21 protein-coding genes are annotated in these 22,894 nt (G+C 64.5%); 14 read left to right on the forward strand and 7 right to left on the reverse strand.

What is annotated here, in order from left to right; genetic code table 11:
• Positions 1-12: 12 nt before the first annotated feature.
• From CAF70_RS19695 to CAF70_RS19710, 4 genes are all read left to right on the forward strand, one after another.
• The gene (locus tag CAF70_RS19695) at positions 13-561 is read left to right on the forward strand and encodes a hypothetical protein (protein ID WP_085626402.1); all 549 of its coding nucleotides are present in this window, start codon (positions 13-15) and stop codon (positions 559-561) included.
• A gap of 130 nt (positions 562-691) precedes the next feature.
• The gene (locus CAF70_RS19700; protein ID WP_085626403.1) at positions 692-1,969 is read left to right on the forward strand and encodes a flavohemoglobin expression-modulating QEGLA motif protein; all 1,278 of its coding nucleotides are present in this window, start codon (positions 692-694) and stop codon (positions 1,967-1,969) included.
• Entirely contained in the window at positions 1,941-2,864 is a 924-nt protein-coding gene (locus tag CAF70_RS19705) for an alpha/beta hydrolase (RefSeq protein ID WP_085626404.1), read from the forward strand. Before CAF70_RS19700 ends, CAF70_RS19705 begins: the two co-directional genes overlap by 29 nt.
• Positions 2,861-3,187, forward strand: coding sequence for a hypothetical protein (locus CAF70_RS19710; RefSeq protein ID WP_085626405.1), 327 nt, complete (start codon positions 2,861-2,863; stop codon positions 3,185-3,187). Before CAF70_RS19705 ends, CAF70_RS19710 begins: the two co-directional genes overlap by 4 nt.
• A 158-nt stretch (positions 3,188-3,345) precedes the next feature.
• Here the strand turns inward: CAF70_RS19710 and CAF70_RS19715 are convergent, their stop codons facing one another.
• From CAF70_RS19715 to CAF70_RS19725, 3 genes are all read right to left on the reverse strand, one after another.
• Positions 3,346-4,137: an OmpA family protein gene (locus tag CAF70_RS19715; protein ID WP_085626406.1), complete on the reverse strand. Its 792-nt coding sequence runs from the start codon at positions 4,135-4,137 to the stop codon at positions 3,346-3,348.
• A 50-nt stretch (positions 4,138-4,187) separates the two neighbouring features.
• The gene (locus CAF70_RS19720; RefSeq protein WP_085626407.1) at positions 4,188-4,601 is read right to left on the reverse strand and encodes a DUF4398 domain-containing protein; all 414 of its coding nucleotides are present in this window, start codon (positions 4,599-4,601) and stop codon (positions 4,188-4,190) included.
• A 277-nt stretch (positions 4,602-4,878) separates the two neighbouring features.
• Positions 4,879-5,223 (reverse strand): pilin assembly protein, encoded by a 345-nt coding sequence (locus tag CAF70_RS19725; RefSeq protein ID WP_085626408.1) that lies wholly within the window; start codon positions 5,221-5,223, stop codon positions 4,879-4,881.
• Positions 5,224-5,504: 281 nt separating this feature from the next.
• On the opposite strand from CAF70_RS19725, the gene ppc reads away from it, so the two are divergent.
• The 7 genes from ppc (at position 5,505) to CAF70_RS19765 (ending at position 12,848) form a co-directional block, all read left to right on the forward strand.
• Complete coding sequence (ppc, locus tag CAF70_RS19730) at positions 5,505-8,132, forward strand: phosphoenolpyruvate carboxylase (protein ID WP_085626409.1); 2,628 nt, start codon at positions 5,505-5,507, stop codon at positions 8,130-8,132.
• 257 nt (positions 8,133-8,389) lie between these two features.
• Complete coding sequence (gene adk, locus CAF70_RS19735; protein WP_046616115.1) at positions 8,390-9,040, forward strand: adenylate kinase; 651 nt, start codon at positions 8,390-8,392, stop codon at positions 9,038-9,040.
• Between the two features lie 290 nt (positions 9,041-9,330).
• Positions 9,331-10,005, forward strand: a complete 675-nt coding sequence (gene tsaB, locus CAF70_RS19745; protein WP_085626411.1) for a tRNA (adenosine(37)-N6)-threonylcarbamoyltransferase complex dimerization subunit type 1 TsaB — start codon at positions 9,331-9,333, stop codon at positions 10,003-10,005.
• Between the two features lie 131 nt (positions 10,006-10,136).
• A complete protein-coding gene (locus tag CAF70_RS19750; protein ID WP_085626412.1) occupies positions 10,137-10,427 on the forward strand; it encodes a hypothetical protein in 291 nt (96 codons plus the stop codon).
• 3 nt (positions 10,428-10,430) lie between these two features.
• The gene (locus CAF70_RS19755; RefSeq protein ID WP_085626413.1) at positions 10,431-11,300 is read left to right on the forward strand and encodes a DUF72 domain-containing protein; all 870 of its coding nucleotides are present in this window, start codon (positions 10,431-10,433) and stop codon (positions 11,298-11,300) included.
• Positions 11,301-11,328: 28 nt separating this feature from the next.
• A complete protein-coding gene (locus tag CAF70_RS19760) occupies positions 11,329-12,159 on the forward strand; it encodes an oxaloacetate decarboxylase (RefSeq protein ID WP_085626414.1) in 831 nt (276 codons plus the stop codon).
• Complete coding sequence (locus CAF70_RS19765; protein ID WP_085626415.1) at positions 12,159-12,848, forward strand: extensin family protein; 690 nt, start codon at positions 12,159-12,161, stop codon at positions 12,846-12,848. The genes CAF70_RS19760 and CAF70_RS19765 overlap by 1 nt, the downstream gene beginning before the upstream one ends.
• Before the next feature lie 2 nt (positions 12,849-12,850).
• Here CAF70_RS19765 and CAF70_RS19770 read toward each other — a convergent pair whose 3' ends face one another.
• Positions 12,851-13,471, reverse strand: a complete 621-nt coding sequence (locus tag CAF70_RS19770) for an energy transducer TonB (RefSeq protein ID WP_085626416.1) — start codon at positions 13,469-13,471, stop codon at positions 12,851-12,853.
• Between the two features lie 103 nt (positions 13,472-13,574).
• On the opposite strand from CAF70_RS19770, the gene CAF70_RS19775 reads away from it, so the two are divergent.
• Positions 13,575-14,351: a class I SAM-dependent methyltransferase gene (locus CAF70_RS19775; RefSeq protein ID WP_085626485.1), complete on the forward strand. Its 777-nt coding sequence runs from the start codon at positions 13,575-13,577 to the stop codon at positions 14,349-14,351.
• 129 nt (positions 14,352-14,480) lie between these two features.
• On the opposite strand, the gene CAF70_RS19780 is transcribed toward CAF70_RS19775, so the two are convergent.
• Positions 14,481-15,122 carry a TetR/AcrR family transcriptional regulator gene (locus CAF70_RS19780; protein WP_085626417.1) on the reverse strand — a complete coding sequence of 214 codons (642 nt, stop codon included), beginning with the start codon at positions 15,120-15,122 and terminating at the stop codon, positions 14,481-14,483.
• A 169-nt stretch (positions 15,123-15,291) separates the two neighbouring features.
• On the opposite strand from CAF70_RS19780, the gene CAF70_RS19785 reads away from it, so the two are divergent.
• Both CAF70_RS19785 and CAF70_RS19790 read left to right on the forward strand, forming a co-directional pair.
• Positions 15,292-16,392 carry an efflux RND transporter periplasmic adaptor subunit gene (locus tag CAF70_RS19785; RefSeq protein WP_085626418.1) on the forward strand — a complete coding sequence of 367 codons (1,101 nt, stop codon included), beginning with the start codon at positions 15,292-15,294 and terminating at the stop codon, positions 16,390-16,392.
• Between the two features lie 6 nt (positions 16,393-16,398).
• Positions 16,399-19,464 (forward strand): efflux RND transporter permease subunit, encoded by a 3,066-nt coding sequence (locus tag CAF70_RS19790; RefSeq protein ID WP_085626419.1) that lies wholly within the window; start codon positions 16,399-16,401, stop codon positions 19,462-19,464.
• A 130-nt stretch (positions 19,465-19,594) separates the two neighbouring features.
• Here the strand turns inward: CAF70_RS19790 and CAF70_RS19795 are convergent, their stop codons facing one another.
• Together CAF70_RS19795 and plsB are read right to left on the reverse strand one after the other, a co-directional pair.
• Positions 19,595-20,281, reverse strand: coding sequence for a DUF4197 domain-containing protein (locus CAF70_RS19795; RefSeq protein ID WP_085626420.1), 687 nt, complete (start codon positions 20,279-20,281; stop codon positions 19,595-19,597).
• A 113-nt stretch (positions 20,282-20,394) separates the two neighbouring features.
• Entirely contained in the window at positions 20,395-22,881 is a 2,487-nt protein-coding gene (gene plsB, locus CAF70_RS19800) for a glycerol-3-phosphate 1-O-acyltransferase PlsB (RefSeq protein ID WP_085626421.1), read from the reverse strand.
• Positions 22,882-22,894: the final 13 nt, after the last annotated feature.

Below are 22,894 nucleotides of genomic sequence, written 5' to 3' on the forward strand. Positions count from 1 at the left end.
AAGGAGAACCTGATGAAAGCCTGGCGTGTGGTGTTGTTGACTCTGTCATTCCTGCTGCTGGGCGGTTGTCTGGTGACCTTCCACGAGCCCTTGCCGAGCAACCAGGCGGCGCCCAAGGCCCTGCTCGGCAAGTGGAACAGCAAGGACGCCTGGGGCGAGCCGCTGAAGCTGGTGATCAGCCGTAGCGGCGCCGATGCCTACAAGGCGGTGGCCACGGCCAAGGGCAAGGCCCCTGAGGAATACGTGTTCACCGTCTCGCGCCACGGCAACCGCTGGTACCTGTCGGCCGGCGTGCCCAAGCGCCTGGGTGGCAACTTCCTTATCGGCGGTTTCGATATTGTCGATGGCAAGGAACTGGTGGTCTACAACCTGGATGTCGAGCAGGTGCAGCAGGCGGTGGACAAGAAGGAGCTGACCGGGCGCAGCACCGAGGTGCCTGAAGACAACGGCGACGGCGTGCTGATCGACAGCCCGTCGGCGCGGGTGCTGGCGTACCTGGACGACCCGGCCAATTCCGACCTGTTCGTTGAAGTGGCGCGGTTCCAGCGTTCCGGCAAATGACTGTGCTGGCCTCTTCGCGGCTAAAGCCGCTCCCACAGGGTTTGCAATTCCTGTGGGAGCGGCTTTAGCCGCGAAGAGGCCGGTTCAGGCAACGCAAGGCTTGGCACTTTGTTCCAATAAGGAGTCCCCGGTGGACGATTACCAGCAAACCATCCGTGCCCTGTCCGACCGCATCGTCGCGGCACAGACCCCGATCCGGGTCCTGGACGCGGTGAAGTGGGACGACAACATCCGCCAGGGCTTTCTCAAGGCCAAGGGCAAGGAGCCGCCGGCCGTCGACCGTGGCTACTACCAGTCGCGCCCGCTGGCGTTCGACTCTGGTGCGGTCAAGGCCGAGTTCCAGGCCATCGAGCGCGACATCATTCGCCAGCTCGGCCAGTTCAACCCGGTCGGGCAGATCATGAAGCGCATGTGCCGCGAATACCGCATGGTGGTACGCATGCTCGAAGCACGCGGTACCGAGGACTTCGGCCTGATTTCCCAGGAGCTGTACGGCGCTGCCTCGGATGCCTTCCACGCCGGTGACCCGACCCTGGCCGACCTCGGCCTGATGCTGTCGGACTACCTGAACAACATCGATGGCCGTGGTGACCTCAAGGACGAACCGAAGAACCTCACCGCCAAGGAGGCCGTGGAAATCCTCCAGCACCGGTTGAACAAGGTGTTCGGCGAGGCCGAGGAGACCATCCGGGTGTTCGAGTCCGACGGTATCGTCGCCGATGCCGCGGCCGGGGCCGACTACATCAAGGTGCGTGCCGACGCCATGTTCAATGCCCGCGACGTACGCGCCCTGGAGGTGCACGAAGGGCTGGTGCATGTCGGCACCACGCTCAACGGCCTGAATCAGCCTATCTGTACCTTCCTGGCCAAGGGCCCGCCCTCGTCGACGGTGACCCAGGAAGGCCTGGCCATTCTCATGGAGGTGATCGCCTTTGCCTCCTACCCCAGCCGGCTGCGCAAGCTCACCAACCGCACCCGCGCCATCCACATGGTCGAGGAGGGCGCCGATTTCATGCAGGTCTACAACTTCTTCCGCGAGCAGGGCTTCGAGATGGCGCAGAGCTACAGCAACGCCAGCCGGGTGTTCCGCGGGTCGGTGCCCAATGGCCTGCCATTTACCAAGGACTTGTCCTACCTCAAAGGCTTCATCATGGTTTACAACTACATTCAGTTGGCCGTGAAGAAAGGCAAGCTCGAACAGATCCCGTTGTTGTTCTGTGGCAAGACCACCCTGGAAGACATGCGTACCTTGCGCCAGCTGGTCGAGGAAGGCCTGGTCGAGCCGCCCAAGTACCTGCCCGAACAGTTCCGCGACCTCAACGCGCTGTCGGCCTGGATGTGCTTCTCCAACTTCCTCAACCACCTGAGCCTGGATCGCATTGAAGCCGACTACGCGAACATTCTCTGATTGCTGCCGCCTGCTGGCCCTGGGTTTGATCCTGCTGGGCCTGGGCGGTTGCAGCAGCCTGCTGTTCTACCCCGAGCGTGGCCAGGCGTTCACGCCCGAGCGGGCCAGGCTCGAGTACCGTGATGTCACCCTGACCACGGCTGATGGCATCCGCCTGCATGGCTGGTGGTTGCCGGCCAAGGCCGGGGTCGAGGTCAAGGGCACGGTGCTGCACCTGCACGGCAATGGCGGCAACCTGCCTGGGCACCTGGGCGGCAGCTACTGGCTGCCGGAGCAGGGCTACCAGGTGTTGATGATCGATTACCGCGGCTATGGCCTGTCGCAGGGCGAGCCGAGCCTGCCGGAGGTGTACCAGGACATCGCCGCGGCCATGGTCTGGCTGGAGCAGGCGCCCGAGGTCAAGGGCAAGCCGCTGGTACTGCTGGGGCAGAGCCTTGGTGGAGCCATGGCCATTCACTACCTGGCGGCCCATCCGGAGCAGCGCCAGCGTTTCAGTGCCCTGGTGTTCGACGGTGTGCCGGCCAGTTACCGTGCGGTCGGGCGCTTTGCCCTCAGCACCTCGTGGATGACCTGGCCGCTGCAGGTGCCGCTGTCGTGGCTGGTGCCGGACGGCGATAGCGCGATCCGCTCGATCGAGCAACTGAGCAGCCCGCCCAAGCTGTTCTTCCACAGCATCGACGATACCTTGGTGCCGATGGACAACGGCATCCGCCTGTACCAGCACGCGCCACCGCCGCGGGTGCTGCAACTGACCCGTGGTGGCCACGTGCAGACCTTCGCCGACCCGACCTGGCGCCAGGTGATGCTGCATTTCCTTGATGACCCCAGCCATTTCAACGGCCTGCGGCGGCTGGCCGAAGTGCCCGATTACCCTGACGAGAAGAACAAGCAATGAGTGAAGAACGCAACGCCATCCCGCTGATCCTGACCGGCGTCGGCAGCATCATCGTGACGGTGGGGGCCTTGTGGTACTACGGGTACCTGCATTTCGCCAAGCCCGAGGATGCCCTGTTGCTGCAGGATTTCACCATGCTCAAGACTGTCCCCGGCGAGGACTACAAGGTCTCGCTGGACCCGGCGCCGCAAGTGGCCCAGTGCGTCGATGGCGTGCTGGTGCTGTTCGACACCCAGCAAAAAGGCCTTACCGGTGTGCTGGTGGACAACCGCAAGCGCGCGGTGCGCTGCATGGGTGAGGAAACCCCGCAGCAGGTGCAGTGATCCTCGATCTTATTGCCTGTGCTGGCCCTTTCGCGGCTAAAGCCGCTCGCACAGGTACTGCATGGCACCTGTGGGAGCGGGCGTGCCCGCGAAGAGGCCGGAACAGGCAAAAGAAAGCCCCGCTTCGATCGCGGGGCTTGTCGTTCAGCTAGCCAGCCTTACTGCTGTACCTGGCTCACCGAACGCGGCGCTACCGGCTGGTTGTCGTTGGAGATAGTCACCTCCACCCGACGGTTCTGCGCACGCCCCGAGTTGCTCGAGTTGTCCGCTACCGGGTACTCCTTGCCATACCCCTGGGAAACGATACGCGCCGGGTCTACACCGGCACGCACCAAGGCCATGCGCACGCTGTTGGCGCGGCGTTCGGAGAGGGTCTGGTTGTAGTTGGCCGAGCCGACGCTGTCGGTGTAACCCTCGACGATCACCTTGCGCTCCGGATTTTCCTGGAGGAACTGCGCCAGCTTGGTGATGTTCGGGTAGGCGTTGCTCTTGAGCTCGGCCTTGTTGAAGTCGAACAGCACGTCGCCGAAGGTGACCAGCGTGCCGCGCTCGGTCTGCTTGGCGTTGAGGCTTTCCTGCAGCTTGGCGATCTGCGCGTCGCGAGCGTCCAGCTTGGCCTGGGCGCGCTGGGCCGAGGCGTTTTTCAGTTCGCCTTCGGCGGTGCGCAGGGCGATGGTCTGCTTGGCCACCTCGACGCGCTGGTTGGTCAGGTAGGCCAGCTGGTCGACCTTCTGCTCGTCTTCACGCTCCATGTAGGCCTTGTCGGCCTTGTTCAGCCAGTCTTGTGCGTCCTTGGTTTCCAGCGCCGCGACCTTGCTTGACTGTGGGTCGCTCTGCAGCGCGGAGAAGTTGCTGCGGGCCGCTTCCAGGTTGGCATTCGGGTCGTGCGAGCAGGCGACAAGGCCGACGCTCAGGGCCAGCAGGGCGGGAATCATGACGTGGTTGCGCATAGTGTTCATCCTTTGATCGTGTGCGAAGGCAGAGGTTGGCGGGGCGGGGCTCACTGAGCGCTGCGCAGGCCTTCCTCACGTACGTCCTGAACACCCTGGCGGGCATCCTGCACGGCCTTCTGGGCCTTGGCCGCCTGTGCCTTGCGTTCGGCCAGGCGCGCGTCCCACTCGGCCTGCTCGGCCAGGCGCTTGGCTTCGTCATACTTCTTGTCATGCATGGCAATTTCGGCCTGCTTGAACTTGTCCTGGGCCGCTTTCATTTCCACGGCGGCGAACTCGGTGCCGCCAGCGCTGACGGCAGAGTTAACGGCGGACTGGGTGACTGCATACTGCTCGGTGGGCGGGTTGCCGGCACAGCCGGCCAGGACCATGCTGCTGCCCAGAGCCAGCGCTGCCAGCTTGACCCCGCGCACATGAGTGGATAAGGGTTTGGAGAAGCGGGTGTTCTTGGTGGTCAGTTCCATTGGATCACTCCTGTTTACGACGTTGTCCGTAGCAGTCCATCGCTCGTTCCCTGACACGTGCGCGCGCTTCAGCTCAACGGTGCACAACGACAGGTGTGCAGGGTTTTAGCGTGATGGCTATTGGCTGTGACTGACGCATTTTCCGGATAGTTCAGAAAAAAATGCCCCGAGCAGACAACTATTTCTGACTGATCGGTCAGTGCGACTTGCCTGGAACTTATGTGGGGTGCAGAGGTATTCCGGGCCGTTCCCAGGCCCGGAAAGGTGGGGCGGTGGGTTACTTCTCGCTGTCGGCTACGGGGTTGCTGAGGGCGTGCAGATGCTGTCGCGACAGTGACAGGAAGCGCGGAGTAGGGCCGATGTCCTCGTACAGCGGGTCGCCTTCCTCGTCGGTGGCGATGACCTGGCGGCCCTGCACATAGGGGAAGCTGGCTTCCAGTTCCTCGAGGGCTGCCGCGACCAGTTCACCGAGCAGTTCCTCGGCGGTGCGCTTGGGGTACATGTCGATCAGCGCGGCCAGGCGCGCTTCTGACTCCAGGTCCAGGTGCAGGACATGGCTGGTGGGGCTGAGGGTACCGGCGGCATTCTGTTCCCAATGCTGGGCGAGTTCACGGATTTTCATGATGACCTCTGTTGATGCCTGAAATGGCTGCATTGCATGGACGTGTCGTGCTTTCACTTTAGTTGGCTTTGGCCGATCACGGCTTGCCATCGACGCCCGCCTGTGGGCACTCTTGGGGGGAATACCGCGCACCCCTGTGGGAGCGGGTTCACCCGCGAACACCGGCGCAGCCGGTGCCAGGCACCGCGCTGGATTCTTCGCGGGTTAACCCGCTCCCACAGGGGATCGCGTAAAGGCTTAAAGGGATGTAGTGCGCCAGAGCCGCGCCGGAGAGAGGGCCAATGACCGATATCGATGTGCGTTTGCGTGAAGATGTACATGTGTTGGGTGAGTTGCTCGGCGATACCATTCGTCAGCAGCATGGCGAGGCTTTCCTGCAGAAGATCGAGGGCATCCGCCACAGTGCCAAGGCCGACCGCCGCAGCGCCGGCGAGCAACTGAGCTCGACCCTGGCGGACCTGGCCGATGAAGACTTGTTGCCCGTGGCCAGGGCCTTCAACCAGTTCCTCAACCTGGCCAACATGGCCGAGCAGTACCAGTTGATCCGCCGCCGCGACGCCGATCAGCCCGAGCCGTTCGAGGCCCGGGTGCTGCCCGAGCTGCTGGCGCGCCTGAAGCAGGCCGGGCACAGCAATGATGCCCTGGCCCGGCAATTGGCCAAGCTCGACATCCAGCTGGTGCTCACCGCGCACCCCACCGAGGTGGCCCGCCGCACCCTGATCCAGAAGTACGATGCCATCGCCGGCCAACTGGCTGCCCAGGACCACCGCGACCTGACCCCGGGCGAACGCCAGCAGGTGCGCGAGCGCCTGCGCCGGTTGATCGCCGAGGCCTGGCATACCGAAGAAATCCGCCGCACCCGGCCGACGCCGGTGGACGAAGCCAAGTGGGGCTTCGCGGTGATCGAGCACTCGCTGTGGCATGCCATCCCCAGCCATTTGCGCAAGGTCGACAAGGCCCTGGCGGAGGCTACCGGCCTGCGCCTGCCATTGGAGGCGGCGCCGATCCGCTTCGCCTCGTGGATGGGCGGTGACCGTGATGGCAACCCGAACGTGACCGCAGCGGTTACCCGCGAAGTACTGCTGCTTGCGCGCTGGATGGCTGCCGACCTGTTCCTGCGCGACATCGATGCGCTGGCGTCCGAGTTGTCCATGCAGCAGGCCGACGATGCCTTGCGCGAACGGGTCGGCGACAGTGCCGAACCCTACCGTTCCCTGCTCAAGCAATTGCGCGATCGCCTGCGCGCAACGCGCGCCTGGGCGCATTCGGCATTGACCGGCAGCCAGCCAGCCAGTGCCGAGGTACTGGTGGACAACCGCGACCTGATCGCGCCGCTGGAGCTGTGCTACCAGTCCCTGCACGCCTGCGGCATGGGGGTGATCGCCGAGGGGCCGTTGCTCGACTGCCTGCGCCGCGCCGTGACCTTCGGCCTGTTCCTGGGCCGCCTGGATGTGCGCCAGGACGCCGCCCGCCACCGTGATGCGTTGAGCGAGATTACCGACTACCTGGGCCTGGGGCGTTATGCCGACTGGGATGAAGAGCAGCGCATCGAGTTCCTCCAGGCCGAGCTGAAAAACCGTCGGCCACTGCTGCCCGCACACTTCAAGCCGCAGGCCGATACTGCCGAGGTGCTGGCCACCTGCCGTGAAATTGCCGCAGCGCCAGCCGCATCGCTGGGGTCTTACGTGATCTCCATGGCCGGTGCTGCCTCGGATGTGCTGGCGGTGCAGTTGCTGCTGAAGGAAGCCGGCCTGACTCGGCCCATGCGTGTGGTGCCGCTGTTCGAGACGCTCGCCGACCTCGACAATGCCGGCCCGGTGATGCAGCGCCTGCTCGGCCTGCCAGGCTATCGCGCCAACCTGCGCGGCCCGCAGGAAGTGATGATCGGCTACTCCGATTCGGCCAAGGATGCCGGTACCACGGCTGCGGCCTGGGCGCAGTACCGGGCCCAGGAAAACCTGGTGCGTATCTGCGCCGAGCACCAGGTCGAGTTGCTGCTGTTCCACGGCCGTGGCGGCACGGTAGGCCGCGGCGGTGGCCCGGCCCACGCAGCGATCCTGTCGCAGCCACCGGGTTCGGTTGCGGGGCGTTTTCGCACCACCGAACAGGGCGAGATGATCCGCTTCAAGTTCGGCTTGCCGGGTATCGCCGAGCAGAACCTGAACCTGTACCTGGCGGCTGTGCTCGAAGCCACCTTGTTGCCTCCGCCACCACCGCAGCCGGCCTGGCGCGAGGTGATGGACCAGCTGGCCGCCGATGGGGTGAAGGCCTACCGCGGCGTGGTACGGGAGAACCCCGATTTTGTCGAGTACTTCCGCCAGTCGACCCCGGAGCAGGAGCTGGGGCGCCTGCCGCTGGGTAGCCGCCCGGCCAAGCGCCGCGCCGGTGGCATCGAAAGCCTGCGGGCCATCCCGTGGATCTTCGGCTGGACCCAGACCCGCCTGATGCTGCCAGCCTGGCTTGGCTGGGAGACGGCATTGAACAATGCCCTGGCCCGTGGCCAGGGCGAGCTGCTGGCGCAGATGCGCGAGCAATGGCCGTTCTTCCGCACCCGCATCGACATGCTCGAGATGGTGCTGGCCAAGGCCGATGCGCAAATCGCCGAGGCCTACGACGAACGTCTGGTGCAACCGCACCTGCTGCCTTTGGGTGCGCACCTGCGCGACCTATTGTCGCAGTCGTGCCAGGTGGTACTGGGCCTTACCGGGCAGCCGGTGCTACTTGCGCACAGTCCCGAAACGCTGGAATTCATCAGCCTGCGCAACACCTACCTGGACCCGTTGCACCGTCTGCAGGCCGAACTGCTGGCCCGCTCGCGCAGCCGCGAAGCCGCTCTGGACAGCCCGTTGGAGCAGGCCTTGCTGGTCACCGTGGCGGGTATTGCTGCCGGCCTGCGCAACACCGGCTGAGGGTAGGCCCGAAGCGTCCCGGGTGAGCGTTGTGCCGGGCATGCAGGTGGACGAGGAGGGTGGTTGCGCCTGGCGCAACCAGCTGTCAGGCGGGCCGTAGGTGGCGCATTCCTGCAACTTTGGGACGCTTGTCTGGCTGCCGGGCGCTGTGTATCTTGAGCAGCCTTCTGACCGATTTGTGGTCATACCCGATTTTCCGGACTTGGCCCTGGTCGCCGAATCCATTGAATTTCATAAAAAAATTTGAGGAGCACAAGATGCGCGTAATTCTGCTGGGAGCTCCCGGGGCCGGTAAAGGTACTCAGGCAAAGTTCATCACCGAAAAGTTCGGTATCCCCCAGATTTCCACCGGTGACATGCTGCGTGCCGCCGTCAAGGCCGGTACTCCGCTGGGCCTGGAACTGAAAAAAGTCATGGATGCCGGCCAGCTGGTCTCCGACGAGTTGATCATCAGCCTGGTCAAGGAGCGCATCGCCCAGCCTGATTGCGCCAAGGGCTGCCTGTTCGATGGCTTCCCACGCACCATCCCGCAAGCCGAAGCCATGGTCGCTGCCGGTGTCGACATCGACGCCGTCGTGGAAATTGCCGTGGACGACGAAGAAATCGTCGGCCGCATGGCTGGCCGCCGCGTGCATCTGGCATCGGGCCGTACCTACCACATTCAGTACAACCCGCCGAAAGTGGAAGGCAAGGACGACGAGACTGGCGAAGACCTGATCCAGCGTGATGACGACAAGGAAGAAACCGTTCGCCATCGCCTGTCGGTCTACCACAGCCAGACCAAGCCGCTGGTGGACTTCTACCAGAAGCTGTCGGCTGCCAATGGCGGCAAGCCGAAGTACAGCCACATCGAAGGCGTCGGCTCGGTCGAAGCCATCACCGCCAAGGTCCTGGCAGCCCTTAGCTGATCCTGCGCCTGGAGCACCTCGACAACGGCCCGCTTGCGGGCCGTTGTCGTTTGTGGGGCGCGGCATTGCGGCCCTGATGCGGCCTTTGTGGGAGCGGACGTGCCCGCGAAGAATTCAACGCGGTGGCTGGCACCGGCTGCGCCGGTGTTCGCGGGCACGCCCGCTCCCACAGAGACCGCGCCAGTTCGCCATGTAGCGCATAATGGCCGCGCAGCGGCCCCTTCGGGACACAACGCCGCCACTGCTCTATACTGCCGCTCTTTTCCCCCTAGTACCTGGATACCCGTTCGATGACCACCCTCTTGGCCCTGGATACCGCCACCGAAGCCTGTTCCGTCGCACTGCTGCATGACGGCAAGGTAACCAGCCATTACGAGGTGATCCCGCGCATGCATGCCCAGAAGCTGCTGCCGATGATCAAGCAGCTGTTGGCCGAGTCCGGCGTGCCGCTGAGCGCGCTGGATGCCATCGCCTTTGGTCGTGGCCCGGGCGCGTTCACCGGTGTGCGCATTGCCATCGGTGTGGTTCAAGGCCTGGCCTTCGCTCTGGAGCGCCCGGTGTTGCCGGTGTCCAACCTGGCCGCACTGGCCCAGGGCGCGCTGCGCGAACAGGGTGTGCAGCAAGTGGCGGCCGCCATTGATGCGCGCATGGATGAAGTGTATTGGGGCTGTTACCAGGCCAGCGAAGGTGAAATGCGCCTGGTCGGCCAGGAGGCGGTGCTGCCGCCCGGGCAGGTGGCGCTGCCGGCGGACAGCGCTGGCGCGTGGTTCGGTGCCGGTACCGGTTGGGGCTATGCCGAGCGCCTGGCGGTGCAGGTGGCGGCCAGCAATGCCAGTGCCTTGCCCAACGCCCTGGACATCCTCAACCTGGCCGGCTTTGCCTGGGCACGCGGCGAGGCGATCGTTGCCGAACAGGCGCAACCGGTCTACCTGCGCGATAATGTAGCGACACCCAAGAAGCGCTGAGTGCTGTTGGTCGTTTATCGCCGCTGACACTAAAACCTTTTGCGTGATCTGTGGTCCAGTTATCACACGAGCATTAGCGATGGAACCCTGATGCTGCTAAATTGCCATCATCGGTCCTGAGTGCTCATGCCATGCGTATCGACGGTTTTTCACCGCAGTCCTACCCGATCAAGCGCTCGCCGCGCAAGGCGGCGGTGCGTGACGAGGCTCTCGAAGATGCCGAGGTGATCGAGGAGGCCGAAACAGCCCCTCAGGACGCCACCGCCCGCCGTCGCAGTGGTGGCCTGCCAGCCCGCCAGCAGGACATGATCTTCCCCCGCGCCCGTGACCGCCGCACGGCTACTGCATTGGCCAGCTACCTGAGCACCGCCGGTTTTACCGACTGGGACATGGAAGTACTGGGGCTCGACCTGTACATTTAGGGGATGAGCCCATCCCCACTGCCTTATTTTCTCGGTTGCCCGTCATGGAGCGAAAACGCCTGGCGCGACTACCTGTACCCCGCCGACGCCAACAGCAGTGAAATGCTCGGCTACTACAGCCAGGTATTCAACGCTGTCGAAGGCAATACCACTTTCTACGCACGCCCCGCACCCGGCACCATTGCGCGTTGGGCGCAGATCATGCCCGAACACTTTCGCTTCACTGCCAAGTTCCCCCGAGACATCAGCCATGAAGGTGACCTGCGCGATCAGCTGGAGCCGGCGTTTGACTTCACCCGCCTGATGGCCCCGCTGGGCCAGCGCGTAGCACCGTACTGGCTGCAGTTGCCGGCTCAGTTCAACCCCGCACGGCTGGGCGAGCTTTGCCACTTCCTTGACGAAGTCGGAGTGCCGGTGGCAGTGGAGGTGCGTAACCAGGCATTCTTCGCCAAGGGTGAAGAAGAGCTGCTGCTCAACCGGCTGCTGCATAATCGTGGCGTGGAGCGTATCTGCCTCGACCCGCGCGCCTTGTTCAGTTGCACCTCACGCGACCCCGCCGTGCTGCATGCGCAGGCGAAGAAGCCCAAGGTGCCGCCACGCCCGGCGGCCTTCAGCCAGCATCCGCAGGTGCGCTTCATCGGCCATCCGCAGCTGGAGGCCAACGAGGCCTTCCTTACCCCCTGGGTAGACAAGGTCGCCGCCTGGATCGACGAAGGCCGCAACCCCTACATCTTCCTGCACACCTCGGACAACCGCCTGGCCGCGGCGCTGGCCCAGCGCTTTCACCAACGCCTGATGCAGCGCTTGCCCGGCCTTGCGGCACTGCCGGAATTGCCGCGCACCCCCGAGGTCGAACAACTGGGGCTACTCTGACCATTCCCTGACTGCCGGAGGTTGAACCATGGATGTGCAAACCCTGCGAGCCGAAGCCTTCAAGGCCCTCCACGAGCGCGACAGCGCCTTCGTCATCCCCAACCCATGGGATGCCGGTTCGGCCAAGTTACTGGCCAGCCTGGGCTTCGAGGCGCTGGCCACTACCAGTGCAGGCCTGGCTTTCCGCCTGGGTCGTCCGGACGCCGAAGGCGCCTTGAGCCTGGACGATACCCTCGATAATGCTGGCGAGATTGTCGATGCGACCCCTTTGCCGGTGGCCGCCGACCTGGAGAACGGCTTTGGCGACCTGCCCGAGGAATGCGCCCAGACCATTTTGCGGGCAGCCGAAGTCGGCCTGGTCGGTGGCTCTATCGAGGATGCGAGTGGCCGTAGCGATGCGCCCATCCATGACTTCGGCCTGGCCGTGGAGCGCGTGCGCGCCGCCGTGCAGGCCGCCCGTAGCCTGCCGTTCCCGTTCACCCTGTGCGCCCGGGCAGAAAACCTGCTGCACGGGCGCATGGACCTGGATGACACCATCCTGCGCCTGCAGGCCTACGCCGAAGCCGGCGCTGACGTCCTCTACGCACCCGGGCTGCGTACGGTCGAGGAAATCCGCGCAGTGGTGCAGGCCGTCGCGCCGCGGCCAGTCAATGTACTGATGGGCATGGCTGGCGTATCGCTGAGCGTCAACCAGTTGCAGGACCTGGGCGTGCGTCGTATCAGCGTCGGCTCGTCACTGGCGCGTGCGGCCCTCGGGGCGTTGCATCGTGCCGCGCTGGAAGTTCGAGATGCGGGCACCTTCGGTTACGGCGAGCAAGCGCTGCCGTTTGCCCAGCTCAACGACCTGTTCCGCCGCTGATGCGGGCCGTGCTGGTGCTGCTGGCAGGTCTGCTGTTACTGGCCGGCCTGGCCTGGCACTTTGGCTGGCGCCTGCCCGCAGTCTGGAACCCTTGGGCGCCGTTGGACGTGCGCCAACCGCCCAATCTGCTGACCACTTACAAGCTTGCACGGTTGCGTGATGACCCGGCCCTGTGCCGTCAGGCACTGGAAAGCAGCCAGCTGCGCTACCGGGCACAGGCCGACAGCCCGGCCTCGGCCAATTGTCCGCTGCAAAATGTATGGCGTATAGAAGGTGGCCAGGCGCGCCTCAGCAGCAGCTTCCTGGCCAGTTGCCCGCTGGCGGTGGCCTATGCGCTGTTCGAAAGGCATGGCTTGCAACCTGTCGCACACAGGGTACTGGGCCAGCCGGTGACACAGGTCGACCATCAAGGCAGCTTTGCCTGTCGCAACGTCTACCACCGTAAAGAAGGCCGCCTGAGCCAGCACGCCACGGCCAATGCCCTGGACATCAGCGGTTTTCGCCTGCAGGACGGCCAACGCATCGTATTGGCGCGTGACTGGCAGGCGGGCGGGCAGAAGGCGCAATTCCTGCGCGAAGTGCAGCAGGCGGCTTGCAAGCGCTTCAGCACGGTACTGGGGCCGGACTACAACGCCGCGCACCACAACCACTTCCATCTGGACATGGGACGTTGGCAGGTCTGTCGTTAGCCTCAGGCGTACGCGCGGACGTTGTTCAGCACTACCGGGCGTGCCCAGTGGATGTCGAACGCCAGGTCGTTCTGCTGTTTGGCCAGGGTGGTGGCGTCGAATGGTTCCGGGGCCGGGTCCAGCAGGTTGCTTTCCAGCTCGGCGATCGGCAGGAACAGCGAGCGTGGGGTCGGGCCTGGGCCGGGCTCGGCGATCGGGTGACCTTGGCTCATCACCACCGGGCGCAGCCAGCTGTTGCTGATATCGAGCTGGCGCTGCTGCTCGATCAGTTCGACTGCGCTGAACGGCTCGGGGGCAGGCGGCAGCAGGTTGGCTTCGAGTTCTGCCTTGGGCAGGAACAGGGGCTCGGGCGGTGCCACGATGGTGTCATGCACCGGGCAGGCACGCTGAGCGTCGATGAGGGCCAGTGCACGGGCGCCGCCGATCGGCTCGCCGCTGCTCTGGTCGTATTGCACGAACGACTGGCTGACGCTGTCTACCGGCTCTTCCTGCCGCTCGGCCATGGCCCGGGCAAAGAAATCCTGCCACAGGTGACTGACGCCGCCGAGTGCCTGGGTGTTGCGCTGGCTGTAGTTGCCGACAGGCGACAAATAGGTCAAGCCGATGGGAAGAGTATCTGACATGGCAGTCGCGCGCGTTGTGCTCTGGCAGAATAGCGGGATATTGCCTGTATCGGCCGTGGCGGTCGATACATGAGGGGCTGGGTTCAATTTCTAGGTGTGAATGATGGAAGAGCAGGGCACAGGTATCCGGGTCGAGGCGCTGTCGGCTGAATTCGAGGCGCAGGCCGCCGCATGGGCCGAGCGCCTGGCGCTGCCGCTGCAGGACGAGGCTGCCGGGTTTGCCGTGCAGGTGGGTGTTGATGGCTTGCAGATCCAGCAACTGGGCCCGCAGGCACCGGGGCCGGTGCGAGTGGACTTCGTCGAAGGCCAGGCCGCGCACCGGCGCCAGTTTGGTGGTGGCAACGGGCAGATGATCGCCAAGGCGGTGGGTATCGCCCAGGGCGTGCGGCCGCAGGTGCTGGATGCCACGGCGGGGCTGGGCAAGGATGCGTTCGTGCTGGCCAGCCTGGGTTGCCAGATGACCCTGATCGAGCGCCAGCCGCTGATTGCTGCGTTGCTGGAGGATGGCCTGGCGCGCGCCCGTACGGATGAAGAGGTGGGGCCGATTGTCGGGCGCATGCGCCTGCTGACCGGCAACGCCATCGAACGCATGCGCGCCTGGGAAGGCGAGGCGCCGCAGGTGATCTACCTCGACCCGATGTTCCCGCACCGCGACAAGAGCGCGCTGGTGAAAAAGGAAATGCGCGTGTTCCGGCCCTTGGTCGGTGATGACCTGGACGCCCCGGCCCTGCTCGAAGCCGCCTTGGCGCTGGCCAGCCACCGGGTGGTGGTGAAGCGGCCGCGCAAGGCGCCGATTATCGAAGGGCCGAAGCCTAGCCATAGCCTGGAGGGCAAGTCGAGCCGGTATGACATTTATCCGAAGAAGGCCCTCAAGGCCTGATTTGGCTATGCCTGTTCGGGCCTCTTCGCGGGTAAACCCGCTCCCACAGGTGCTGTACAAACTTCAAGATCACATCGACCCTGTGGGAGCGGGTTTACCCGCGAAGAGGCCCGCACAGGCAGCCTGATATCAGGGCCGGAACGCCCGCAAGAACACCCCCACCACTTCGCGCACATGCGCTTCGGCTTCATCACCGTCCAGCGGCCCCGCACACCCCAGCAGCAAGCGGTAATCCGGCGCCCCCTTGACCAGGCAGAAGAAGTGCTCCGCCGCCCGCAGCGGGTTGTCGATACGCAGCAACCCACGCTCATCCGCCCCGCGCAGCAGCGCTTCCATCCCCGCCAGCACACGTTTGGGACCGGCCTCGTAGAAGTACTCGCCAAAGCTCGGGTCGAGGCTGCCCTGGGCCATGATCAGGCGGCTGAGCTTGACCGCTTCGTCACTGCTGATCAGCGCCTGGAAGCCACGGGCAATGGTCAGTAGCACCTCTTCCACTGGCGCCCCTTCGGGATACTCGAACAGCAGGTCGGGCAACTGCAACTGACAAGTAGCCATGACCGCCGAGCAGAACAGCGTCTGCTTGTCGGTGAAGTGGCTGTACACGGTGAGCTTCGAAACACCTGCCGCCGCAGCGACCGCATCCATGCTGGTGTTGGCGTAGCCGAGGCTGAGGAAAAGGGCTTTGGCTGCTTCGAGAATTGCCTCGCGCTTGGCCAGGTCCTTGGGCCGGCCCGGGCCGATGGGTGCGTCGTTGGACATTGTGGTCTGCATCTGGTTGAAGAGTCGCCCATCTTAACGGGTCAGGTGCCATTCGGGCGAACCCGCAAGGTTCGAGCCCTTCCTTTTAAAAACCGCCGCGCACCCTTCCCGGCTCCGACTGCCTGATTTAATATACTTGCCAGTATAAATATTCGATGTGCTCTCTGGGAAAGGATTCATCATGTTGCGCCATGCCTTGTCCATCGCTCTGCCTGCCGCTGCCGTGCTGTTCCTGACAGCGTGCGGCCAGGAAACCGCCCCACCGGCTGCGCCGCGCCCGGCGCTGGTGGTGCAGCCGCAGCCGGCCGAAGCCGCTGCCGACAGTTACCCCGGCGAAGTGCGTGCGCGCTTCGAGCCGGAACTGGCTTTCCGCATTGGCGGCAAGGTCAGCAAACGCCTGGTCGAGGAGGGGCAGCGGGTCAAGGCCGACCAGCCGCTGGCCGAACTGGACCCGCAGGACGTGCGCCTGCAACTGGAAGCCAACCGTGCTCAGTTGACGGCCGCCGAAGCCAACCTTTCGCTGGTGCGCGCCGAGCGCGACCGCTACCAGAAGCTGCTTGACCGGCAGATGGTCAGCCATTCCCAGTACGACAATGCCGAAAACCTCTACCGCGCCGGCCTGGCCAGGCTGAAACAGGCCAAGGCCGAGTTCGACGTGGCTGGCAACCAGGCCGAATATGCTGTGCTGCGCGCACCACAAGCCGGGGTAATAGCCAAGCGCCAGGTCGAAGTGGGCCAGGTGGTTGCTGCAGGGCAGACTGTGTTCACCCTGGCCGCCGATGGCGAGCGGGAAGTAGTCATCGGTCTGCCGGAGCAGCAGTTCGCCCGCTTTGCCGTGGGGCAGCCGGTGAGCGTTGAGCTATGGTCGCACCCGCATGAGCGCTTCCAGGGGCGGATCCGCGAGCTGTCACCGGCCGCCGACCCGCGTTCGCGCACTTTCGCTGCCCGCATTGCCTTTACCTCGGCCGCTACACCGGCGGAGTTGGGCCAGAGCGCCCGGGTGTTCATCGCCCACGAAGGGGTGATCCCGCTGGCGGTTCCCCTGTCGGCAGTCACTGCGGAAAACGGCCAGGCCTACGTCTGGCGGGTCAACAAAGACAGCCGCCTGGAGCGGGCAGTGGTACGCCTGGGGGCCTACGGCGCCGACAGCGTACCCGTGCTCGAAGGCCTCGCCCCCGGCGACTGGGTCGTCGCAGCGGGAGGCCATGTATTGCGCGAGGGCCAGGAGATACGCCCCGTGGACCGTACCAACCGCGTAGTGAACCTGACGGCCAAGGAGTAAGTCCCGATGGGTTTCAACCTTTCTGCCTGGGCGCTGCGCAACCGCCAGATCGTCCTGTTCCTGATGATCCTGCTGGCAGCCATTGGCGCCATGTCCTACACCAAGCTCGGCCAGAGCGAAGACCCACCGTTCACCTTCAAGGCCATGGTCATCCGTACCCTATGGCCCGGTGCTACCGCCGAGGAAGTGTCGCGCCAGGTCACCGAGCGCATCGAGAAGAAGCTGATGGAAACCGGCGAGTACGAGCGGATCGTCTCGTTCTCTCGCCCTGGCGAATCGCAGGTCACCTTCATGGCCCGCGACTCGCTGCATTCCAAGGACATTCCCGAGCTGTGGTACCAGATCCGCAAAAAGGTCGCGGACATCCGCCACACCTTGCCGCCGGAAATCCAGGGCCCGTTCTTCAACGACGAGTTCGGCACCACCTTTGGCAACATCTACGCGCTGACCGGCGAGGGCTTCGACTACGCGGTGCTCAAGGACTACGCCGACCGTATCCAGATCCAGCTGCAGCGGGTCAAGGACGTGGGCAAGGTCGAGCTGATCGGCCTGCAGGACGAAAAAGTCTGGATCGAGCTGTCCAACCTCAAGCTGGCCACCCTCGGCGTGCCGCTGGAGGCTGTGCAGCAGGCCCTGCGCGAGCAGAACGCGGTGAGCACCGCCGGCTTCTACGAGACGCCCAGCGAGCGCCTGCAACTGCGGGTTAGCGGGCGCTTCGACAGCGTCGAGCAGATTCGCCAGTTCCCCATTCGCGTCGGTGACCGCACTTTCCGCATAGGCGATGTGGCGGAGGTGCACCGCGGCTTCAACGACCCACCCGCACCGCGCATGCGCTTCATGGGCGAGGATGCCATCGGCCTGGCGGTGTCGATGAAGGACGGCGGTGACATCCTGGTGTTGGGCAAGGCCCTGGAAAGCGAGTTCGAACGCCTGGCACGCAGCCTGCCGGCCGGTATGGAGTTGCGCAAGGTCTCGGACCAGCCGGCGGCGGTCAAGGCTGGCGTGGGCGAATTCGTCCAGGTGCTGGTCGAAGCGTTGGTCATCGTGTTGCTGGTGAGCTTCTTCTCCCTGGGCCTGCGTACTGGCCTGGTGGTGGCGCTGGCCATCCCGCTGGTGCTGGCCATGACCTTCGCCGCCATGCACTACTTCGGCATCGGCCTGCACAAGATCTCCCTTGGCGCACTGGTGCTGGCCCTGGGTTTGTTGGTGGATGATGCGATCATTGCCGTGGAGATGATGGCGATCAAGATGGAGCAGGGCTACGACCGCCTCAAGGCGGCCAGCTACGCCTGGAGCAGCACTGCCTTCCCGATGCTCACCGGCACCCTGATCACCGCGGCGGGCTTTCTGCCGATTGCCACGGCGGCCTCCAGCACCGGTGAATACACCCGCTCGATCTTTCAGGTGGTCACTATCGCCTTGCTGACCTCTTGGGTGGCAGCCGTGGTGTTCGTGCCTTACCTGGGCGAGCGCCTGTTGCCGGACCTGGCCAGGATACGTGAGGCGCGCCACGGCGAGGATGGCTACGCGCCAGACCCCTATGCGTCAGCGTTCTATCAGCGGGTACGACGCGTTGTGGAATGGTGCGTGCGGCGGCGCAAGACAGTGATCCTGCTGACCATTGCCGCCTTTGTCGGCAGCATCCTGCTGTTCCGTTTTGTGCCCCAGCAGTTCTTCCCGGCCTCCGGGCGCCCGGAGCTGATGGTCGACCTGAAACTGGCCGAAGGTGCCTCGCTGGCCAACACCGCCGAGCGGGTCAAGCAACTGGAGGTGTTGCTCAAGCAGCAGGACGGCATCGACAACTATGTGGCCTACGTGGGCACCGGTTCGCCGCGTTTCTACCTGCCGTTGGACCAGCAACTGCCGGCGGCCAGCTTTGCCCAGTTCGTGGTGCTGGCCAAGTCGATGGAAGACCGTGAGCGCCTGCGCAGCTGGCTGATCAGCACCGTGGACCAGCAGTTCCCTGACCTGCGCGCGCGGGTTACCCGTTTGGAAAACGGCCCGCCCGTGGGCTACCCGGTGCAGTTCCGGGTGACTGGTGAGCATATCGAGAAGGCCCGTGCATTGGCCCGTGAAGTGGCCGAGAAGGTGCGTGAGAACCCGCATGTGGTAAACGTGCACCTGGATTGGGAAGAACCGAGCAAGGCGGTGTTCCTGGAGATCGACCAGGACCGTGCCCGCGCCCTGGGCGTAAGCACCGCACACCTGTCCAGCTTCCTGCAAAGCTCGCTGACCGGTACCACGGTCAGCCAGTACCGTGAGGACAACGAGCTGATCGAGATCCTGCTGCGTGGCACGCAGAAGGAGCGCAGCGAGCTGGGCAACCTCGGCAGCCTGGCACTGCCGACCGACAACGGCCAGAGCGTGGCGCTGTCGCAGGTGGCGACCCTGGAGTACGGTTTTGAAGAGGGCATCATCTGGCACCGCAACCGCTTGCCGACCGTGACCGTGCGTGCCGATATCTACGACAAGGAGCAACCGGCGACGTTGGTGAAGCAGATTCTGCCGACCCTGCAGGAGATCCGCGCCAAGCTGCCCGACGGCTACCTGCTGGAGGTGGGTGGTACCGTGGAGGACTCCGAGCGTGGGCAGAAGTCGGTGAATGCCGGTATGCCATTGTTCGTGGTGGTGGTGCTGAGCTTGCTGATGATTCAGCTGCGCAGCTTCTCGCGCACGGTGATGGTGTTCCTCACCGCGCCGTTGGGATTGATTGGCGTGACCCTGTTCCTGTTGGTGTTCCGTCAGCCGTTCGGCTTTGTCGCCATGCTCGGCACCATTGCCCTGGCGGGAATGATCATGCGCAACTCGGTGATCCTGGTGGACCAGATCGAGCAGGATATCGCGGCGGGGATGGAGCGCTGGCAGGCGATCATCGAAGCTACGGTGCGGCGCTTCCGGCCAATCGTGCTGACTGCGCTGGCGGCGGTGCTGGCGATGATTCCGTTGTCGCGTAGCGTATTCTACGGGCCGATGGCGGTGGCGATCATGGGTGGTTTGATCGTCGCCACGGTGCTGACCCTGTTGTTCCTGCCGGCGTTGTATGCGGCGTGGTTCAGGGTGAAGAAAGCCTAGCGGCTTTCACCGCCCTGTAGGAGCAGCCTTGTGCTGCGAAGAGGCCGGTACAGCAACATGAATTTTCATTTGCTGCCCCGGCCTCTTCGCAGCACAAGGCTGCTCCTACAGGGAATTGCGACAACCGGAATCAGAGGGCGCCGAAGACCTTCTTGGCCAGGCTGGTAGCCGCTTCAGCCGGGTTCTGGCGAATGCTCTGTTCCTGTTTGGCAATCATCTCGAACAGGCCATCCAGTGCCTTCTCGGTCACGTAGTTCTCGATATTGGCGTCATCCTTGACCAGCCCCAGGCCTTTGGCTTGTGCAGCGAAGGCATTGTACTGCTGGGCCACGCCAACCTTGTCGGTAGCCTGCTTGACGATCGGCAGGAACCTGGCGCGGATCTGCTCGCGGCTGCTCTTGTTCAGGTACTGGGTGGCCGAGTCGTCGCCGCCGCTGAGGATGCCCTTGGCGTCGGTCACGCTCATGTTCTTCACGGCATCCACCAGAATCGCCTGGGCCTGCGGCACGGCAGCTTCGGCGGCCTTGTTCATGCTGGTTTCCAGTGCTTCGACCTGTTCACCCTTGCCGAACATCTTCATCGCTTTGGCCGCCTTGCCAAGATTGCCCGGCAGTTCGATGCGCACGTCCGGGTTGTTGCTGAAACCGCCCGGGGTGCTCAGCTGCTTGACCGCCAGTTGTGCGCCTTGGGTCAGGGCATCTTTCAGGCCGCCGGTGGCGTCCTTCTGGCTCAGGTCGCCCAGCGACAGGGCCAGGGCGCTGGCCGACAGCATCAGGCCGGCGCACAGGGTGGTGAAGCGCAGGGAAGTGCGGATCATGGAGCTTTCCTTGTAGATGGATAGTCTTGCGGATTTTCGCGGCTGATGAAGGCTTGTCAATCATTAGCGGCAGTGCTTGTCGTCAGCCTTGCAGAGCCTGTGACGTACACCCATCAGAGGCAAGAGGTCTCCAGCCCGTCCTCCCGGTGCAACGCCACCTGACGGATCGACAGCCGCAGCTCCGCTGACAGCACACGCTTGGCCACGCCCTCGGCCAGCTCGCCGAGCTTGTCGTGATAACCCAGCTTGCCTTGCGCGTCGGCGTGCAGCACACCCTGCTCGACCAAGGTCTGGATGAAGTGGCGGAACAGGGTCTTGTCGAAGAACTCCGGGGCATTCAGGCCGTGCAGGATCGACAGGCGCTGGGCCATCATCACGCAAAGGTCTTCCAGCTCTTCGGCGCTCAGGCTGTTCTGCCCGCTGTTGAGCAGCAGCGAGGTAGCCATGTAGAAACGCTGCAGGGTCTGGGTGATGGTGCGGGCGAGCAGGGTCAGCAACACGAACTGCCGCGAGCTGGGCGCCGGACGAATGTAAGTGTCGTTGTCCTGGCGCAGCAGCCCTTGCCCGACCAGCGCGGCCAGCCACTGGTCGATCACTGCATCCAGTTGCTCCGGCGACCAGCGCAGGAACAGTTCGGCCTGCAGGTAAGGGTACATGGCATGCACATACTGGCCCAGCAGTTCTCGGCTCATGCGCGAGCTGCTGAGGAAGAAGCTGGCCAGCAGTGCCGGCAGGGCGAAGATGTGCAGCACGTTGTTGCGGTAATAGGTCATCAGTACCGCGTTGCCTTCATCCAGGTACAGGATGCGGCCCAGGGCGTCCTTCTGCTCGGCCACCAGGTTCATGCCGCGCACGTGTTCGATCAGCGACTGGCCGTCGCCTTCGGGCAGGGTGGTGTGCGGCGAGTAAGGCACCTGGTGCAGCAAGGCCAGGTACAGGTCGAGCACGCGGGTCAGGGCGCGCTCGTCCAGGGCCAGGCGGCTGGTGGACAGCAACGCCAGGGCTACCAGGTTGACCGGGTTGATCGCGGCTGCCTCGTTGAGGTGGCGGGCAACGGTTTCGCCCAGGCGGCTGGTGGCGGCGTTGAGCCAGGCCGGGCGGTACTGCGGGCCGTGGTCCTGTTCACGCCAGCCGGGCTGTTGCTGGTCGAGGAAGCCGGCCAGGCGGATCGGTTCGCCGAAGTTGACGTACACCTGGCCAAAGCGCTGCTTGAGCGCGCCGAACACCTTGAAGATATCGAAGATCGACTCTTTCTTTTTGCTGGCACCGCGCAGTTCGCCCAGGTAGGTGCGGCCTTCGAGTACGCGTTCGTAGCCGATGTACACCGGTACGAACACGATCGGCGTGCGTGACGAGCGCAGGAAGCTGCGCAGGGTAATGGCCAGCATCCCGGTGCGCGGCTGCAGCATGCGCCCGGTGCGCGAGCGGCCGCCTTCGACGAAGTACTCGACCGGGAAGCCCTTGGTGTACAGGGTGTGCAGGTATTCGTTGAATACCGCGGTGTACAGCGGGTTGCCCTTGAACGTGCGGCGCATGAAGAACGCACCGCCACGGCGCAGCAGGTTACCCACCAGCGGCATGTTGAGGTTGATGCCTGCCGCCACGTGCGGCGGGGTCAGGCCGTTGCGGAACAGCAGGTACGACAGCAGCAGGTAGTCGATGTGGCTGCGATGGCACGGTACGTAGATCACTTCGTGGCCGGGGGCGATGCCCTGCACCTGCTCGATATGGTTGACCTTGATGCCGTCGTAGATCTTGTTCCAGAACCAGCTCAGCACCACTTCGAGGAAGCGGATGGCAGTGTAGGTGTAGTCCGAGGCAATCTCGTTGCCGTAGCGCAGAGCCTGGGCTTCGGCCTTGGCCAGCGGCAGGTTTCCACGCTGCGCTTCCTCGACGATGGCCTGGCGCACCTGGGGCGCGTGGATAAGCCCCTTGACCAGGTTGCGCCGGTGCGAGATGTCGGGGCCGATGACGGCAGTCTTGAGGTTGCGAAAGTGCACGCGCATCAGGCGCTGGGCCATGCGCACTGTGCGCTCGTGGCCCTTGTTGTGCTGGACCAGTTCGCGCAGGTGAATGGGCGCGGAGAACTGTACCCGGGTCTTGCGCCCCAGGATCAACACGGTGAGCAGCCGGCGCAGGCGCCCGGTAACCGCCCAGCTGTCGGCAAACAGCAGCTTCCACGGGCTGGACTCACTGGCCGGGGTCTGGCCCCAGAACACGCTGACCGGAATGATCTGCGCATCTTCTTCGGCATGTTGGCTGACGGCGGCGACCAGACGCTCCAGGGTGGGCGGGGCGCCGCGCTTGTCATGGCGGCCGAGCCAGTCCGGGTCCGGGGTCAGATAGAAGAAGGCGGCCGGTTCCTGCAGCGGGCCAACCGCCACCGGCAGCACCGGGCGCGGCAGGCCCGCCTTGGTGCATTCATGGTCGAGCACGGCCAGGTCGGTAAGTGCGGGCGTGGGCAGGGCATAGAACACCGGGCGGCTGCGGTCGAGCTTGAGGGTGAGGGAGGACTGGTTGATGGTCTCGGAGCGCACCCACAGGTACAACAGGCGACGCAGGGCGCCGAAGATCAGGCGGCGCAGGGGGGAACGGGTCATGGGGTGTGTGCCC

This window comes from Pseudomonas sp. B19(2017), from assembly GCF_002113165.1.
Lineage (GTDB): Bacteria > Pseudomonadota > Gammaproteobacteria > Pseudomonadales > Pseudomonadaceae > Aquipseudomonas.

Coding starts and splice junctions, on each gene's coding strand:
- CAF70_RS19695 (WP_085626402.1), top strand. CDS start 13: ATGAAAGCCTGGCGTGTGGTGTTGTTGACTCTGTCATTCCTGCTGCTG.
- CAF70_RS19710 (WP_085626405.1), top strand. CDS start 2,861: ATGAGTGAAGAACGCAACGCCATCCCGCTGATCCTGACCGGCGTCGGC.
- CAF70_RS19715 (WP_085626406.1), bottom strand. CDS start 4,137: ATGCGCAACCACGTCATGATTCCCGCCCTGCTGGCCCTGAGCGTCGGC.
- CAF70_RS19720 (WP_085626407.1), bottom strand. CDS start 4,601: ATGGAACTGACCACCAAGAACACCCGCTTCTCCAAACCCTTATCCACT.
- CAF70_RS19725 (WP_085626408.1), bottom strand. CDS start 5,223: ATGAAAATCCGTGAACTCGCCCAGCATTGGGAACAGAATGCCGCCGGT.
- ppc (WP_085626409.1), top strand. CDS start 5,505: ATGACCGATATCGATGTGCGTTTGCGTGAAGATGTACATGTGTTGGGT.
- adk (WP_046616115.1), top strand. CDS start 8,390: ATGCGCGTAATTCTGCTGGGAGCTCCCGGGGCCGGTAAAGGTACTCAG.
- tsaB (WP_085626411.1), top strand. CDS start 9,331: ATGACCACCCTCTTGGCCCTGGATACCGCCACCGAAGCCTGTTCCGTC.
- CAF70_RS19750 (WP_085626412.1), top strand. CDS start 10,137: ATGCGTATCGACGGTTTTTCACCGCAGTCCTACCCGATCAAGCGCTCG.
- CAF70_RS19755 (WP_085626413.1), top strand. CDS start 10,431: ATGAGCCCATCCCCACTGCCTTATTTTCTCGGTTGCCCGTCATGGAGC.
- CAF70_RS19760 (WP_085626414.1), top strand. CDS start 11,329: ATGGATGTGCAAACCCTGCGAGCCGAAGCCTTCAAGGCCCTCCACGAG.
- CAF70_RS19765 (WP_085626415.1), top strand. CDS start 12,159: ATGCGGGCCGTGCTGGTGCTGCTGGCAGGTCTGCTGTTACTGGCCGGC.
- CAF70_RS19770 (WP_085626416.1), bottom strand. CDS start 13,471: ATGTCAGATACTCTTCCCATCGGCTTGACCTATTTGTCGCCTGTCGGC.
- CAF70_RS19775 (WP_085626485.1), top strand. CDS start 13,575: ATGGAAGAGCAGGGCACAGGTATCCGGGTCGAGGCGCTGTCGGCTGAA.
- CAF70_RS19780 (WP_085626417.1), bottom strand. CDS start 15,122: ATGCAGACCACAATGTCCAACGACGCACCCATCGGCCCGGGCCGGCCC.
- CAF70_RS19785 (WP_085626418.1), top strand. CDS start 15,292: ATGTTGCGCCATGCCTTGTCCATCGCTCTGCCTGCCGCTGCCGTGCTG.
- CAF70_RS19790 (WP_085626419.1), top strand. CDS start 16,399: ATGGGTTTCAACCTTTCTGCCTGGGCGCTGCGCAACCGCCAGATCGTC.
- CAF70_RS19795 (WP_085626420.1), bottom strand. CDS start 20,281: ATGATCCGCACTTCCCTGCGCTTCACCACCCTGTGCGCCGGCCTGATG.
- plsB (WP_085626421.1), bottom strand. CDS start 22,881: ATGACCCGTTCCCCCCTGCGCCGCCTGATCTTCGGCGCCCTGCGTCGC.